Origin of the sequence: Pontibacter ruber, from assembly GCF_023630205.1 — a bacterium.
Classification (GTDB): domain Bacteria; phylum Bacteroidota; class Bacteroidia; order Cytophagales; family Hymenobacteraceae; genus Pontibacter; species Pontibacter ruber.
This window is the reverse complement of sequence record NZ_JALPRR010000003.1, coordinates 145,856-161,797: the sequence shown is the minus strand read 5'-3', so window position 1 is coordinate 161,797 and position 15,942 is coordinate 145,856. Positions and strand designations below refer to the sequence as shown.

Sequence of the window (15,942 nt, the reverse complement as noted above, 5' to 3'; positions counted from 1 at the left end):
TTACTGGTAATTGTTAACTGATAACTGTTAACTGGTCACTGATAAAAATAAAAAGGTCTTAACCCTGACGGTTAAGACCTTTTTATTTTTACTGCCTATATTGCAGTATCATGTAAGAAACCGATCAGTACCCTCTCCGGCAGTTAGGATGTTTGCTGTTTACTGTTAACTGTTTACTGATCAAGGTTTCCTGCTACCTGAGAAAGTGGAAGACAAAGAGCTACTCGAAAAATTCGCTAACCCTGACAGCCGCAACCTGGCCTTTAACCAGCTTGTTCGGAAGTACCAGCAGAAAGTATACTGGCACATCCGCAAGATGGTGATCGGCCACGACGATGCCGACGACCTGACGCAGGAAGTGTTCGTGAAGGTATGGAAGAACCTGGAAAATTTCCGGCAGGATGCGCAGCTTTATACCTGGATCTACCGTATTGCGACCAACGAGTGCCTTTCCTTCCTGTCCAGCAAAAAAAGAAAGTTTTTTCTGCCGCTAAACGATGTGGCTGCAGAGCTTGCCGAGAAGATAGATTCTACACCTGGTATTGATGGCGACGAAGTACAACTCAAGTTGCAGAAAGCACTGCTGCGCCTGCCCGAAAAGCAGCGCCTGGTGTTCAACATGAAGTATTACGACGAACTGAAGTATGAAGAAATATCCGAGATTCTGGGGACTTCAGTAGGCGCTCTGAAGGCCTCTTATCACCTGGCTGTAAAAAAAATTGAAGAATTCCTGAAGCAGGATTAAACTATAGGAATGGTTCTGTATCTAATAACAGTACATGACAAACAAGAAACAACATATCAGACTGGAAGACATCCCCAAGCGCAACATATACGAGGTACCGGAAGGTTATTTTGATAGCCTGCCGATGCGTGTAATGGACCGCGTGGCAGCGCCCGAAAGTGCGGCTGCGGCCTGGTATACGTCTTTCTGGAGGCCGCTTCGCCTTGCCATGGCGCCGCTTGCTTTACTGCTGGCTTTTGCAGTGGTGTATGTGCTGAACATGCAAAGTGATTCTGAAAAGCATATTGCCAACCTGGCTGCTGTAGGCGACAAAGAGATTGTAGATTACCTGAGCACCTACGCTGTACTCGAGAGCTCAGACCTGGCAGAGGTACATTCCATATCAGGCCAGGTATTACCGGCCGACTTTCTGAATGTAAGTGCCTCTTCAGCCGAAGAGGAGCTGGAATACGCACGACTTGATACAACCGGATTATAGATCACCCATGAAACCTTACCTTTTTCTTTTAACGCTCTTCTGTGCTGTTATACTTAGCGCAACCGCTGCCTTTGCCCAGGACAGAAGAGAAAACGTAGAGGCCGCCAAAGTTGCCTTCCTGACAGACAAGATGGCATTGACATCGGAGCAGTCGCAGAAGTTCTGGCCTATTTACAACGAATATGAAGCAAAGCGACGTGAGCTGGTAAAAGCCTACCGCGGCGGCTACCGCCAGGATGTGGATGAACTGAGTGAGCAGGAAGCCAAAGCCCGTATCGACAGCATGTTTGCAGTTCGCGAGCGGGAACTGGATCTGGAGAAAGAATATGTAGCCAGGTACAACAGGGTAATCACGGCAAAACAACTGATCCTGCTTTACCGTGGCGAGCGTGAGTTTACTAAAATGCTACTCAAACGACTGGATAACGGTAAAAGGCCAAATCAATAGTCTCAACCAATATAAAACAAGCGAGGCGCTGATGAAAATCAGCGCCTCGCTTGTTTTATAGCCATACTGTATACCTCTGCGGAAGTATAAGTTGTTTTTACTTACACTGCCTCCAGCAAGAAGGTAATATCCTCACCCGGCTTGAACTCCTGCGGCTTCTGCCCCTGTAAAAATATGCGGGCAGTGAGTGGTCCTTTGAGTTCAATTTTATCGCCGGTAACATGCAGCATACTTCCTTCGCGCAGGCCTACCACCGGCTGGGTGTTGTGCACATGAAACTCGTTTATTCTTGTTTCGCGTGTTTCGCCCATGTGCTTTGAGTCCGGCTCCGGATCCTGGTAGTGCGGGTTAAAGTTGAAAGGAACAAGCTGCAGCGCATCAAACGTTTTCGGGAAAACGATGGGCATGTCGTTGGTAGTGCCGATGGTTTTACCTGCTACGTTGGTGCCGGCGCTGGTACCGATGTACGGCATGCCTTTTTTTACACGCTCCTGCAATGGTGCCACTAATTTATTGGCATACAACTGCCGGAGCAGCAGAAAGGTATTACCACCGCCTATAAACACTGCCTCCGCCTGCTCTACCGCCTTTACCGGATCTGTAGCTTCGTGCACGCCAGTCAGCGTAAAGCCCATTCTTTCGAAAGTTTCTCGGGCTTTGGTGGTGTAGTCTTTGTGCGAAATACCGCTGGGGCGGGCATACGGGATGAACAATACACTGCTTTTGCCCTGCAATAATTCTTTTATCTCTGCTTCGCAATGCTCCAGATAGCCGGTGCCGTGGGTACTTGAGGTACTTATTAAAAGTAAATTTCTGCTCATCAGCCCAATACTGTGGTTTAGTTTTAAAATCAGGAATGAATCCTGCAAAGGTATAAACTATAAATCAGCTTGCACCAGAAGGGTACGCTATACTTCATACTTTCTCTTTACCCTATGCAGCTTCAGCTTCATGTTTTTACGTTCAGGCGGATGGTTTCCAGATAAGGCTCCAGGGCCGTATGGCTGGTAAGTGCGCGTACAAGGCCTATGCTCTTCAGATCGTAGAGAAACCAGAGCTCCACATAGAAATCATGAAACCAGTAAAGATCAATCTTACACCATCCTCTGATAATATGATGTAAATAGTGCCCCTGCTTCAGCACCAGTTCGGCCTGTAGCTGCGGTGGCATTTCATTAAATTCGCCGGGTGTAAGCATAAAATCATCTATACTCCTATTACTTATAAAAATGGTACTAAAAAAGGCTACCATACGGTAGCCTTTATGTATTTAACGGTGAATACGTGCGTTTTGGTTTAGTTCAGATAGAGTGTATAGAGCTCAAAACGGTGAGAAGCAAAACTCCAGTGCGACGGGGAAGGGTGTATCTCTACGCCATCCTCATCCATAATCGTAACAGCAAATCCATCGCCCTGATTCAGAGGCTCTGTGAAGTGCTTTACCGGGTATATTTTACCTTCTTCAATCCACTCTTCCGGTTCAAATGCTGGCATTGATGCATCCACGCATTTCGCGTAAACGGCCATATAAGCTGGGGGTACGAATAAGTTTACCATATCTATTAAACTTTGCAGAAAGATAAAAAATTCCTGCTTACCAGAAAATGCAGGTGTTTTGTTTTTAACAACTGCTCGCCTTGGTAACGTCAAAAAGTATGCCTCCTTTTGCTTTTGCCCCACCTGGCACCCAAACTATACTTTCTGATAAAAGTCGTGGTGCACCGGCGCTTCTGTCAGTGTCATTGGGGTACAGAATGGCAGTGAGTTGTTATCTGCTCATAAATTGTATTTTACCAATCTTAACCTTAACCCTGCTCAACTGCTTTGGTATATTTCAAAAACGTTACTTTCCTACTGCTTAAATCTTACCTACTCCTGTGTCCGGAAATACTTTGATAAGTATACCTGCAATACTGTAGCCTGTTCCGGGTTTAACTCGTACTTAAAAACTCAGTATTATTCAGCTTCAACCTAAATCTAAAACTATGGAGGCATCTGAGCGCGCTACCCAAAGCAGCAGCAAACATACCTTTGCTGTGGCACCCGGTGTATGGGGCATGAAAACAGTTTTCGTTAATTTATTTTTTGTCAGTGAGCCCGATGGTACATGGGTACTCGTGGATACCGGCGTTTACGGCTCAGCCGCTAAAATCAAAACAGCTGCGGGAGAGCTCTTTGGATACCAGAATCGCCCCCGGGCCATTTTGCTCACCCACGGCCATTTCGACCACATTGGGGCCGTAAAAGAACTGGCAGAAGAATGGGATGTACCGGTATACGCCCACCTGCTGGAATTGCCATACCTGACCGGCCGCTCCAGCTACCCGCCACCAGACCCAAGTGTTGGCCGCGGCGGCATGGCTTATATGTCCTTCCTGTACCCCAAAAAACCGATCAACATCAGCAATCACATTGAGCTGCTGCCTGAGGATGGATCGGTGCCCGGCTTACCGGAATGGAGATGGATACACACGCCGGGGCATACAACAGGCCACGTTTCTTTTTTCCGGGAGCACGACCGGGTGCTGTTAGCTGGTGATGCCTTTGTTACGCGCGATGGCGAGTCGGTGCTGGCCGTAATGACCCAAAAGAAGGAAGTACACGGGCCACCGGCTTACTATACTTCGGACTGGGGCGCCGCCCACCACTCTGTAGAAAAGCTGCTGAACCTGAACCCTCGTGTGGCAGCTACTGGCCACGGCCTGCCGATGCACGGCCAGGAGCTGCACCGGCAACTGGAAGAGCTGGTGCGCAACTTCTGGACCGTGGCTGTGCCTTCGCACGGACGCTACATACACGAACCTGCCATTGCCGATGAGCAGGGCGTGATATCGGTGCCACCTGCTGCAGGAAACCCGGTACCAAAAGTGCTGGCGGCTGCCGGCATAGTGGCCTTAGCTGGTGCTGCCCTGGTGGCTTATAACAGGCGCAACGGTAAAGTGCGTACCAAACGCAGGTTTGCGGCAGAACGCCCCTACTCCCATAACAGGCCGGTAGCAAGTATGCCCCCGGCAAGCGATTACGGTCAGGATGACCCAGCTGCTCATACCAACAACTATCCATAAAAGTAAAAGGGCCGGATTATACTTCCGGCCCTTTTACTTTTATGCTTATACTTAATCCTTTTTGTGGCTGGCACGACCGGAGCCGCTTTTCTTACCGCCTCCATCCTGCTTGTTCACAGTGGCCCAGGCACGCTTTTCGGCTTCTTCGTGGCTGACGCCTCGTTTCTCGTATCCTTCTTCGATGTGCTCTGCTTTACGCTTCTGCTTGTCTGTATAAGCTGATTTATCTCCTTGTGGCATACTTCCTCCTTTATTACGTTACACATACTTTAGCTGCCCTTGATGGCTGCTCTACCTGTTTGTACGTTTTTGCAAGCAGAGCAGCCGAAAATGCCTATGTCTGAATAACCATACATTTGCTGTTCTATAGCTGAGCTTGCGCCGCAGCTTATACTTTATACTTTTACAATTGCACCTGATTTCTCGTTATGAAATGTATCTTCAACTGGAGCGGCGGCAAAGATTCCGCGCTGTGTTTGCACCATGTGCTGCAAGAGGGCAAGTATGAGGTAGAGGCGCTGCTTACTACCCTGAGCAACACTAACCGACGGGTAACCATGCACGGCGTGCGGCAGGAGCTACTGCAGCAACAGGCACAAAGTATAGGCTTGCCGCTGCAACAGGTCTTGTTACCGGAAAATGCCGGCATAGATGCCTACAACGAGTTGATGCAGGTTAGTTTGCGCCCACTTTGGGAGCAAGGTATAAAACAGTCCATTTACGGCGACATCAACCTGGAAGACCTGCGAAAGTACCGCGAAGAGCAGCTGGCGCATGTAGGAATGCAGGCCGTTTTTCCGCTGTGGGGGCGGCCAACTCATGAGCTGGTGCGGGAGTTTATCCACTTGGGCTTTAAGGCCGTAGTGGTATGCGTGAACGCGCGTCTGCTGGATGCTTCGTTTACAGGCCGCCTGCTGGATGAGCAGTTTCTAAAGGATTTACCTGCAGGTGTCGATCCTGCCGGCGAGAACGGAGAATACCATACCTTTGTGTTTGACGGCCCGATCTTTAAAGAGCCGGTAAAGTATAAACTGAGCGAACGAGTGCACCGCACCTACGGAGCCTCCGCCAAACCGGATGATGACTGCTTTGCCAAAGCAGCTACACCCATCTACGATACAGGATTCTGGTTCTGCGACCTGCTGCCGGCATAAAAAAAGCGCGACAGCAGTTTTATACTGCTGTCGCGCTTTTGCTGTCTTTCAAGTTTGCTCTAAGCAAGCTTAAAGTATACTTTAAAAGTGGAGCCTTTTCCTACTTCGCTCTCAACTTCAATAGTATCGCCGGAGTTCTCGAGTATCCTTTTTACGATGTATAAACCAAGGCCCGAACCCTCTACGTGCTGGTGCATCCGCTTGAACATCGAGAAGATCTTTTGCTGCTGCCCCGGTTCTATGCCCAGGCCATTGTCTGTTACAGATAGCAAAAGGGTATCCGAAGTTACAACCTGGGTTTTGAGCTTTACTTCTGGCTTTTGATCCGGTGAAGCGTATTTGATGGCATTCGAGATCAGATTGAAAAGTATACTTCGCAGGTTCTTCCTGGAGTACCGAAGCGTGTTTTGCTCCCTGAAATCTGCAGCTACACTGGCCTTGGAAGCGGAGATAAAATCGCTCATACCGTCTACCACTTCGTCAAACAGCTCCTGCAGGTCCACTTCTTCTGCCTGCGAAGTATCCTGCTGCACTTTCGTGATGTCGGTCAGGTCAGTGATCACTTTCCGGAGCCTGTTGATGGAATGGTCTATCCGCTCCAGCACCTCTTCGTGTTTTTTCCCTTCATCCCCCATATCCTCTTTCAGAAGATTGACAAGGCCTTCCAGGTTAGAGATAGGCGATTTCAAATCATGTGATGCGGCATATACAAAGTTGTCCAGATCGCTGTTGATCTTGAGCAACTCCTGGTTCTTGCGCATCAGCTCTTCATTCTTTCTTTTTTCAGACAGATCTTTGGTGATCTTGGTAAAGCCAAGCAGTTTGCCTGCTTTGTTATACACCGCTGTGATCACCACATTTACCCAGATCGCGGTTCCATCCTTCCGGATACGCCAGCCTTCGTCCTCGAAGCGTCCGTCCTTCTTGGCCTGTTCCAGCTCATACTTCGGAAATCCTTTTTCGAGCGCCTCCCGGCTGTAAAACTTAGAGAAATGCTTCCCGATAATCTCTGATGCCGTATAGCCCTTTATTCTTTCAGCACCTTTGTTCCAGCTGCTGACATAACCTTCCGGGGTGAGCATGAAAATAGCATAGTCTTTTACGCCTTCGATCAGCAAACGGGCCCGTTCTTCGCTTTCACGCATTTCTTCGTTTGCCCGGTAGAGTTGCTGCTCCAGTTGGCGGCGATCGGTCAGGTCCCTGGTTATTTTGGAAAAACCGATCAGCTCATCTTCTTTGTTGTAGATGGCAGTGATGACCACACTGGCCCAGAAAGCGGAGCCGTCTTTGCGGTATCGCCAGCCTTCTCCTTCAAAGCGGCCGTTCTTCCTGGCTTCCTCCAGCACGCTCTGCGGATAGCCGCGCTCTACGTCTTCGCTGCTATAAAACCTTGATATGTGCTTGCCGATGATCTCATCAGCGGTATAGCCTTTTATGTTCTTAGCGCCTTTGTTCCAGGTGGCCACGTTGCCGGCGGCATCAAGCAGAAAGATGGCATAATCTCTTACTCCTTCCACCATCAAACGGAAGCGTTCCTCACTTTCCTTGAGCTCCTGGAAGGCACGGTACAGGTCATCTTCGGCCTTCTTGCGAAGCGACAAGTCGCGGGTAACTTTGGAAAAGCCGATCAGTTCGCCATGCTCACCCCGCATTGCCGTGATGATAACGTTGGCCCAGAAGGTGCTGCCATCCTTTCTGATGCGCCAGCCACTGTCTTCAAACTTCCCGTCTTTTTCGGCCATGCGCAGCTCATACTGCGGGTACTTGCTGAGGATAGCATCTCTGGTGTAAAAGACAGAAAAGTGCTGGCCTATGATCTCGTCAGCGGTATAGCCTTTTATGCGTTGTGCCCCCTGGTTCCAGCTTATTATGTGGCCGTCGGTATTCAGCATGAAGATTCCGTAATCCTCGATGCCATCGATCACAAGCTTATAATCAGCCTCCTCTTTATTCAAATTAGGTGATAAGAACTCTAAAGATTCAGGTAGATCAGTTTCTTTATTCATGTTGTAAAAGTATCTGCTTCAGCTGCAAAGCAGGGGAGCTAAATAGTAATACTATGTAAAAGGGGAATGGGTTATATTGTAAAATTGAAATGTTCGTGTATGTAGCTCTGAGATTAATTTCCCAGTCCGTCTATCACCACAGGAAAATCACCTTTCCCCGCATTCAGCTATTGTTAACTTCCTTCCGCCTGATTACAAATTTACACAAATGTTTAAACATCAATCATTGTATATCTGTGTAATCCTCCATGGATGACCGGATAAAATACAACAACCATGCGCTAACAGCCCACCACTATGATATGCTTACAGCCCCTAAGAGTTAAAAGTGGGTACAATAAAGCAAGTAAGGTCTTTACAGTGCGAATTCCTACCTTTGCAGTATGATTTCTTTACGGCAGTTATTTCTACAGCACCAGGCACAAACAAGCGATTTCCCACTGATGATTGAAGTGGAGAAAGCAGAAGGCATATACATGTATGGCAGCGACGGCCATCGTTACATCGACCTGATCTCGGGGATTGGGGTAAGCAATGTGGGCCACCGCCACCCTAAAGTACTACGGGCAATTCACGACCAGTTAGACCGGTACATGCACCTGATGGTGTACGGCGAATTTGTGCAGGCACCCCAGGCACAGCTGGCGCAAGCGCTTTGCAGCACCCTGCCGGAGCGCCTGAACAATGTATATTTACTCAACTCCGGCACCGAAGCTGTAGAAGGCGCCCTGAAGCTTGCCAAACGCTATACCGGCCGTACCGAACTTATCTCCTGCCGCAACGCCTACCATGGGTCTACGCAGGGAGCCCTGTCTGTGAACGGCAGCGAAAGTTTCAAGAATGCGTTTCGCCCACTGCTTCCGGATGTGCGCATCATCAACCACAATGTTGTTGCCGACCTGGAGCAGATCACTACCCGCACGGCGGCAATCATACTGGAGACGGTACAGGGCGAAGCCGGTGTTCGTATACCTGATAAGGCGTACCTGCAGCAGTTGCGCCAGCGTTGCACGGAGGTAGGTGCTTTGCTTATACTTGATGAGATCCAGACCGGCTTTGGTCGTACCGGCACGTTCTGGGCCTTTGAGCAGTTCGGCATCGAACCGGACATTCTGCTTTGTGCCAAAGGGATGGGCGGCGGCATGCCGATCGGGGCCTTTATCGCCCCGCAGGAGATCATGGGCGTATTCAAGAACGATCCCATACTTGGCCACCTGACCACATTTGGCGGACACCCGGTGTCGTGTGCGGCTTCGCTGGCAACGCTCCAAACCATACAGGAGGAAAACCTGCTTGCCGATGTGGCGCAGAAGGCCGCGCTGTTCAGGGAGTTGCTCGTTCACCCTGCTATCAAAGAGATCCGGAATTGTGGTCTGCTGATGGCTGCGGAGTTTGCGTCTTTCGATACCCTGAAACCTGTTATTGATCGGGCCATACTTAATGGTGTTCTTACCGACTGGTTCCTGTTCTGCGATAATTCCATGCGCATTGCCCCTCCCCTGACAATCACCGAAGAGCAGATCCGGGAAGCCTGCGCAATTATTTTGACTTCTATAGATGAGGTAGTGTAATAAGTATGGGGAAAGTATAAACCCACTCCTAGCCCTATCACAAGAGGGGAGTTGGCCTTTCCCTTTTGCAAGTATAGATTTCATAGTTGCTGTGGTCCAACCACCCCTAACCCCTCAGAGCTACGCTCGCTAGCTTCGAACTCGCGTTCTCGCTAGTCTAAGGAGGGGAGCCTGAACTTACTTATGCTGCAAGTATAATTTCATAGCTACTGTCTTAACATCCCCTACCCCCTTCAAAGGGGGACTTGGCAGAAGTTGCAAAGCAGCTCACAAAGCAGTGTTATTTCCAGTCCTTGGGTTGAGCGCCTTGTGCATGTTGCGGTGCCACGCCAGTGGCAGCCCGCAGCGGAGCGAGGAGCAGCTTCAGGCACACAGCGCGATACCCGAGGACGAGGCCCCGCGGCCGTGAGCGCACCAATAGCAGCTATAAAACTATAGGTGAGTAAGACTGAGGAAAGGAGGCCGCTACGAAGCAAAGGCTTGTCAGCGCAAAGTATAAACGCCTATACTAAGCATTTAACCAACTACTGAATAACCCCAAATAACTCTCTTTATTAAATCCCCCTTTACCACCTCCTTACCTCTCTCCTACACCTTTGTACCAAAAAAATACATAAAATTGGTACCGTCGGCAGCATCAGCACGTAAAAGCCCAAACTATAGGGCAACCGAGCACCTCTATACATGTAGTATAGTCTTAATACCTCAAACTTTATGGAAATAGCCATTGTGCTGACTTTGCTGGTGATCGCAGTGGTGCTTTTTGCCACTGAAAAGCTCTCCGTTGAGCTTGTCACCCTTATCATGCTGATCATACTTGCCGGCCTGCGGATCATATCGCCCGAAGAGGCCTTTGCTGGTTTCAGCAGCGACTTTATCATTATTATAGCTTCTATTTTTATACTTAGTGCGGCCCTCGAAGAAACAGGCATACTTGACTTTGTGGTCGTAACGCTCGTCCGCCTGGCCCGGAAAAGCACCAACCTCATGCTGCTGATGGTAATGCTTGTAACTGGCATTGTATCAGCGTTTATGAACAACACCACCGTTACCGCCATGTTCGTAACACCACTTGTAAGTTTATCCAAACGGATCAATACAAGTGCCTCCAAGCTGCTGATGCCGCTTGCCTATGCCGCCATACTTGGGGGTACCTGTACACTTATCGGCACGTCCACCAACGTGGCGGTCAGTGGCTACATTGCCAAGGCTGGGCTTGAGCCTGTCGGGCTCTTCGAGATATCAGGTATCGGATTTGCCATTTTCGTGGTAGGCATTGTGTACATGATGACCATAGGCCAACGCATGCTGCCAAGCAACGAAGAGCAGCAACTAGCCGATGAATACAAGCTGCAGAAATATCTGACAGAAATTGTGGTAATGCCCGACTCCCCCCTGGTAGGGCAGCTGATATTTGCCTCGGACCTGACCACGCTCAATTTCCGGATGCTGAACATAATACGCGGCAAAGACAACTTCCTGCCCGACTTCCGTACCCGCATTGCCGCCAATGACGTGCTGCTGGTAGAAGGAGACCTGGACAACCTCATGAAAGTAAAGGAAACCAAGGGGATCGAGATCATGGCCGATGTTATCGTAGAAAAAGACCTTGTAACGGAAAACATCCGGCTGGCCGAGCTCCTCATCACCAGGCAATCCAACCTGATCAACCGCAGCATCAAAGAAGTAAACTTTCTGCAACGCTACGGCCTGGTGGTACTCGCCGTATCACGACACGGCGAAACACTCCGGACCAAAATCGGAAGTATACGACTGCAGCTTGGCGATCTGCTGCTGGTGCAGGGCTCGCCCGAGCGGCTCGATCAGTTGAGGGGCTCGAGCAACCTGGCCGTGCTGGATGCTTTTGAACCGCTGCTGTTTAAAAAGCGAAAAGGCATCATGGCTGTTTCGTGCTTTGTGGTAGCCATTCTGGCCGGTACCCTTAACATCTTGCCGCTGTCCATTGCCTTTCTGATGGCTGCCATTGCCAGTATTTTGTTGCGCTGCATCAGCACCGAAAAAGCTTATAATGCGATCGACTGGCGCCTGCTGGTGCTGATAGGTGGTATGACTGCCTTTGGTACAGCCATGGAAAACTCCGGCGCCGCTGATTTCTTGGCGCAGGGCATCGTCGATTTACTGGGCTCCTTTGGCAAGATGGCCGTACTGGCAGGTTTTGTGGTGCTTACGGTGTTGTTGACCCAACCCATGTCGAATGCAGCAGCAGCCCTCGTGATTGTGCCGGTAGCGTTGCGCACTGCAGCGGAGCTCAACGCAGATCCGCGGGCATTTGCCATTGCCATCATGCTGGCAGCTTCGGTGTCGCTGGTTACGCCATTTGAACCTGCCTGTATTTTAGTGTATAGCCCAGGCAAGTACCGCTTCTCTGATTTTATCAAGATCGGCACGCCGCTCACTTTCCTGCTGGTTGTGGTTATCCTGCTGCTTGTACCTGTGTTCTGGCCACTGTAACTTATACTTATACATGAGCAGGATGAGGCACAGCTTTATAATGTTACTAGGCACGTTACTGGTCGGTGCCTGTCAGCCGAAGAACGAGGAGGTGAAACGGGAACAGGTAAACCCACGCGAACTGGAAGCGGCGACAGACTCAGTTGCAAACACAAACAAAGACGGCACCGCAACTACGCATACGTTCAATGATCCGGATTTTGTGCTGCCGCAGCCTGTTATGCAGTACTTGGCAGCGCATTATGCCGGGTGGGAAAAACCGATGTTAAGTGCCGAGGCTAGCAGGCAACCCGAGGAGACGACGCAAGGTCCTTTTGTGTTAAACGGAGATTTTAACGGCGACGGCCAACAGGACCAGGTATTTCAGCTGCAGCACAAGAACAAGGTACTTATACTTGCCACCTGGCAACAGCAAAATGGCAAAATTGCAGCGCAGGAGCTGGAGCAGCAGAAACTCCCAAACCAGGCCGGAGAATTTAAAAGCCTCTATACCTTGTCCCTTATTAAGGCTGGGAGCAAATTGCAGCACATCAAAACCAAGGCAGTAACAACTGCACCACATGATGCCGTTGCTGTCGCGCTTCCTGACAGAGAAACGATCTATGCCTGGGACGGCACAACGTTCAGTGCCTATACTTCCGCAGACGCTGATTAAGCTGGGATAAACTTTAAGAAGTAGTTCCTACGGCAACAGTATAAAAATACAGGTTTATACTGCTCTTAACAGCATGAAGAAGGTAAACAGTACGATCAGGGCAGCAGACATGCCAAGGCTGAACAGCAATTTGCCCATGCTGAGCGCGCGCTGTTTTTCATGGGCCGGCAACCACGCACTGCTCGTACCCAGGTAGATCAGGTACAGCAGCAGAGTAACCAGAAAACTGATAAACCAGAAAGCCGCAAACCGTAAGGTAAAATCAACCGAAAGACCCTCATCAGGAGAATGGTAGGCGTACAGGTCTTTTGTAAAGAAAAGGTAAGCCAGAACGAATAACGAAATAGTATGAGCGAGTATCACTACTCCGTACTGTAAGCGTAGTTTAATCATCAGAAAGGTAATCAGATCAATAGTTCAGGAAAGACTGTGCCTCCTGTTTTATGTGCTCACGCGAAAGGCCGTCTTTCACACCGATGGAGATCTTACGAACCAGCACCCCTACAATCGTTTTATTAAAGCCCAGTTTGGTTGCCATGTTAATGCAGAAATCCATTTCGTTCTCGTCCACGATCCCGTCGGCCAGCATCATCTCCACCAGGTCGTAGATCTGGTCAAAGCGCTCCGAATCGTTGGTGGGCATTTGTGGCGTTATTTTAGACGAACTCGAGAGCAGGTTACGTACATCGTCGGGCTTCATGCCATGTTTGCGCCCAATGGAAATGATAAAATTCATCTCGGTAGAATCCACATGGCCATCGACCTTGGCCAGTGCTCCAAGGTTTTTGATGTGACTCTTTAATTTTTTTGTTTCCTCACTTTCAAAAAAACCAAACATACGTTGCCTCTCTTTATGAAAATCTTTTACTTAGTTTTCGATAACTATAGTTTATAGCTTTATGTTATCGCAGTTATTAGCTTAATTGCAGCAGGCAGGAAAAAAGTGCAAGCCTGGAGCATTACGATTGTGTGCCGTCGCTTCTACATACGGTTTTTACTATTTAGAGAGATAAGCTTTTGCTTCTTTTTTTAAACATTGTTTTAATTATCCGTAGGTAGTCTAGTCCGGGCGCTTGTATAACGCTTCGGTTGGCGCAAATTATGTACATGCTTTCTTTTGTTTGAGCAATAAGCTGCCTGACAGATTAGAATAAGATAATACAGTTTAAATGAAGAAAATAGGAGTGTTTACGTCCGGAGGCGACTCCCCAGGCATGAATGCCTGCATCCGGGCGGTGGTGCGTGCCGCAGTTTACCATGGAGTTGAAGTTTACGGCATTAAAAGAGGGTATAATGGCATGATTAACGGGGAGATCTTTAAAATGGAATCTTCCGCGGTGAGTAACGTGATCCAGCGTGGTGGTACTATACTTAAATCAGCCAGAAGCAAGGAGTTCCTCACGCGTGATGGAAGGCAGAAAGCATACGATCAGCTACAGAAATTCGGTATCGAAGGGTTAGTGGCCATTGGTGGTGACGGTACGTTTACCGGTGCCAATATCTTCCACGAGGAGTTTGGCATACCAACCATGGGTGCTCCGGGCACGATCGACAACGACCTGTACGGTACTGACTTTACCATCGGTTACGACACAGCCGTAAACACCGCGCTCGAAGCCATTGACAAGATCCGAGACACGGCCGACAGCCATGAGCGTGTTTTCTTTGTGGAAGTGATGGGCCGCGACTCGGGCTACATAGCCATACCTTGTGCCATTGGCGGCGGTGCTGAAATCGTGATGATCCCGGAAACAGAAACCACGCTGGAATCTGTGATCGATGCACTTAAAAATGGCTGGAGCCGTTCTAAAACCTCTTTCATCATTATTGTGGCAGAGGGCGACGATGCAGGCAACGCCACCACGATTGCAGCCAAAGTGCAGGAAGCACTCCCGAAAATGGATGCCCGTGTTACGATCCTGGGCCACGTACAGCGCGGAGGTGCACCGACCGCTGCCGACCGAATGCTGGCAAGTGAAATAGGCATCGCCTGCGTGGAAGGACTACTGGCCGGGCGCACATCCGAAATGGCCGGTATCGTGAACAGGGAACTGGTTTACACCCCGTTTATCGAAACAATAACCAAGCAAAAGCTCATCAACCCGAACTTCACCCGGATGGTGGATATACTTTCGGTTTAATTTTGATTGAGCGAATTCGTGAATGTGTGAATTTTGAGTAATTGAAATTTGAGCAGATCAAGAGGCTGATGCAGCAATGTGTCAGCCTTTCTTTTTAAGCAAAGAGGTATAACACTTAGCAATTACCCCTTCATCTGCCCATCAATAAAACCGATGATCTCCTGCCATTGCTGTGGGTGAAACCAGGCATACTCCGGAAATTTATGGAACCAGGTGAGCTGCCTTTTGGCATAGCGGCGGCTGTTGCGCTTTAGCAATCGCACGGCTTCTTCCCAGTCATACTTGCCTTCCAGGTAATCGAAAATTTCTTTGTAGCCCACCGTCTGCAGTGCATTGTGCTCGCGGTACGTGTAGAGGTTTTCAGCTTCCTGTAAAAGTCCCTGGTCCAGCATCTGATCCATGCGTTGATCGATGCGCTGGTAGAGTTCCTGGCGGTCGCGGTTCAGGCCAATCCTGATGATGTTAAAAGGGCGCTCCCGCTTTTCCTGAACCCGGAACGAAGAGTAGGGCTGCCCACTGCTCCGGCATACTTCCAGGGCACGAATCACCCGTTGGGGGTTTGCTTTATCCACCTGCTCATAGTAGACCGGGTCCAGCTGCCGGAGCTGTTCTAAAAGGGGGGCAAGCCCCTGTGCTTCGTAAAGCTCCGTAAGTTGCTCCCGCACAGCCGGATCGGCTTGCGGTATTTCATCCATTCCTTCGCAAACGGCGCGTACATACAAACCCGAGCCGCCGGTAAGTAGCACGACATCCTTTTTCCGGAAAAGCTCCTGCAGCAGCGTCAGCACATCCTGCTCGTACGCACCGGCGTTGTAATCCTCGGTTATACTATGGGAGTCTACAAAATGGTGTGTTATACCTTGCTGCTCCTCCCTGCTTGGCTTGGCAGTACCGATGGTCATTTCTTTGTAAAACTGGCGTGAGTCAGCCGATATGATCTCGGTGTTGTAGTACTTCGCCAGGCGTACGCAAAGGTCTGTTTTGCCCACCGCTGTAGGCCCCACCACTACAATCAGGTACTTGTTTGCCTTCGAAACAGTCATTTATGCTGTAAATATGTAATGTAACTTGTTCAAGCTGCTCTTTGCTTCTATTCTCTTCTGCCTGACTGTAATTTAGCCTGAAATCCTGCAGAAAAGCACCTGTTATGGCTTAAACAGGCAATTGGCAGCTAAGGTCCGGCAATTCCCTTTTTGTAAAATACAGG

The 15,942-nt window shown here is 49.4% G+C and carries 17 protein-coding genes; 9 read left to right on the top strand and 8 right to left on the bottom strand.

All coding sequences use genetic code 11. The features are described 5' to 3' along the window. Positions 1-205 precede the first annotated feature (205 nt). Genes MJ611_RS12580 through MJ611_RS12570 form a run of 3 tightly spaced genes read left to right on the top strand, consistent with a single transcriptional unit; the run spans position 206 to position 1,671 of the window. Positions 206-745, top strand: a complete 540-nt coding sequence (locus MJ611_RS12580) for an RNA polymerase sigma factor (protein ID WP_250430168.1) — start codon at positions 206-208, stop codon at positions 743-745. A 34-nt stretch (positions 746-779) separates the two neighbouring features. After that, a complete protein-coding gene (locus MJ611_RS12575) occupies positions 780-1,223 on the top strand; it encodes a hypothetical protein (protein ID WP_250430167.1) in 444 nt (147 codons plus the stop codon). A gap of 7 nt (positions 1,224-1,230) precedes the next feature. Then, positions 1,231-1,671 carry a Spy/CpxP family protein refolding chaperone gene (locus tag MJ611_RS12570; protein ID WP_250430166.1) on the top strand — a complete coding sequence of 147 codons (441 nt, stop codon included), beginning with the start codon at positions 1,231-1,233 and terminating at the stop codon, positions 1,669-1,671. 101 nt (positions 1,672-1,772) lie between these two features. On the opposite strand, the gene pepE is transcribed toward MJ611_RS12570, so the two are convergent. The 3 genes from pepE to MJ611_RS12555 form a co-directional block, all read right to left on the bottom strand. Further along, complete coding sequence (gene pepE, locus MJ611_RS12565) at positions 1,773-2,492, bottom strand: dipeptidase PepE (protein WP_250430165.1); 720 nt, start codon at positions 2,490-2,492, stop codon at positions 1,773-1,775. A 128-nt stretch (positions 2,493-2,620) separates the two neighbouring features. After that, positions 2,621-2,869: a hypothetical protein gene (locus tag MJ611_RS12560; protein WP_250430164.1), complete on the bottom strand. Its 249-nt coding sequence runs from the start codon at positions 2,867-2,869 to the stop codon at positions 2,621-2,623. A gap of 98 nt (positions 2,870-2,967) precedes the next feature. Beyond that, a complete protein-coding gene (locus MJ611_RS12555; RefSeq protein ID WP_250430163.1) occupies positions 2,968-3,165 on the bottom strand; it encodes a hypothetical protein in 198 nt (65 codons plus the stop codon). A 491-nt stretch (positions 3,166-3,656) separates the two neighbouring features. Between MJ611_RS12555 and MJ611_RS12550 the strand changes: the two genes are divergently transcribed. Further along, on the top strand, positions 3,657-4,736 hold the full coding sequence (locus tag MJ611_RS12550) for an MBL fold metallo-hydrolase (RefSeq protein ID WP_250430162.1): 1,080 nt from the start codon (positions 3,657-3,659) through the stop codon (positions 4,734-4,736). Positions 4,737-4,787: 51 nt separating this feature from the next. Here MJ611_RS12550 and MJ611_RS12545 read toward each other — a convergent pair whose 3' ends face one another. Next, positions 4,788-4,976, bottom strand: a complete 189-nt coding sequence (locus MJ611_RS12545) for a hypothetical protein (RefSeq protein ID WP_250430161.1) — start codon at positions 4,974-4,976, stop codon at positions 4,788-4,790. A 188-nt stretch (positions 4,977-5,164) separates the two neighbouring features. Here MJ611_RS12545 and MJ611_RS12540 point away from each other — a divergent pair, with 188 nt between their 5' ends. Then, complete coding sequence (locus tag MJ611_RS12540) at positions 5,165-5,890, top strand: Dph6-related ATP pyrophosphatase (RefSeq protein ID WP_250430160.1); 726 nt, start codon at positions 5,165-5,167, stop codon at positions 5,888-5,890. Positions 5,891-5,949: 59 nt separating this feature from the next. On the opposite strand, the gene MJ611_RS12535 is transcribed toward MJ611_RS12540, so the two are convergent. Then, entirely contained in the window at positions 5,950-7,896 is a 1,947-nt protein-coding gene (locus MJ611_RS12535; protein ID WP_250430159.1) for a PAS domain-containing sensor histidine kinase, read from the bottom strand. Positions 7,897-8,279: 383 nt separating this feature from the next. Between MJ611_RS12535 and MJ611_RS12530 the strand changes: the two genes are divergently transcribed. From MJ611_RS12530 to MJ611_RS12520, 3 genes are all read left to right on the top strand, one after another. Beyond that, entirely contained in the window at positions 8,280-9,467 is a 1,188-nt protein-coding gene (locus tag MJ611_RS12530) for an aspartate aminotransferase family protein (RefSeq protein ID WP_250430158.1), read from the top strand. Between the two features lie 714 nt (positions 9,468-10,181). Further along, positions 10,182-11,939: an SLC13 family permease gene (locus tag MJ611_RS12525; protein WP_250430157.1), complete on the top strand. Its 1,758-nt coding sequence runs from the start codon at positions 10,182-10,184 to the stop codon at positions 11,937-11,939. 40 nt (positions 11,940-11,979) lie between these two features. Then, entirely contained in the window at positions 11,980-12,594 is a 615-nt protein-coding gene (locus MJ611_RS12520; protein WP_250430156.1) for a hypothetical protein, read from the top strand. A 54-nt stretch (positions 12,595-12,648) separates the two neighbouring features. Here MJ611_RS12520 and MJ611_RS12515 read toward each other — a convergent pair whose 3' ends face one another. After that, entirely contained in the window at positions 12,649-12,987 is a 339-nt protein-coding gene (locus MJ611_RS12515; RefSeq protein WP_250430155.1) for a hypothetical protein, read from the bottom strand. 16 nt (positions 12,988-13,003) lie between these two features. Beyond that, positions 13,004-13,432 (bottom strand): TerB family tellurite resistance protein, encoded by a 429-nt coding sequence (locus MJ611_RS12510; RefSeq protein WP_250430154.1) that lies wholly within the window; start codon positions 13,430-13,432, stop codon positions 13,004-13,006. 331 nt (positions 13,433-13,763) lie between these two features. On the opposite strand from MJ611_RS12510, the gene pfkA reads away from it, so the two are divergent. Further along, a complete protein-coding gene (gene pfkA / locus MJ611_RS12505; protein WP_250430153.1) occupies positions 13,764-14,735 on the top strand; it encodes a 6-phosphofructokinase in 972 nt (323 codons plus the stop codon). Positions 14,736-14,857: 122 nt separating this feature from the next. Here pfkA and miaA read toward each other — a convergent pair whose 3' ends face one another. Next, positions 14,858-15,778, bottom strand: coding sequence for a tRNA (adenosine(37)-N6)-dimethylallyltransferase MiaA (gene miaA / locus MJ611_RS12500; protein WP_250430152.1), 921 nt, complete (start codon positions 15,776-15,778; stop codon positions 14,858-14,860). Positions 15,779-15,942: the final 164 nt, after the last annotated feature.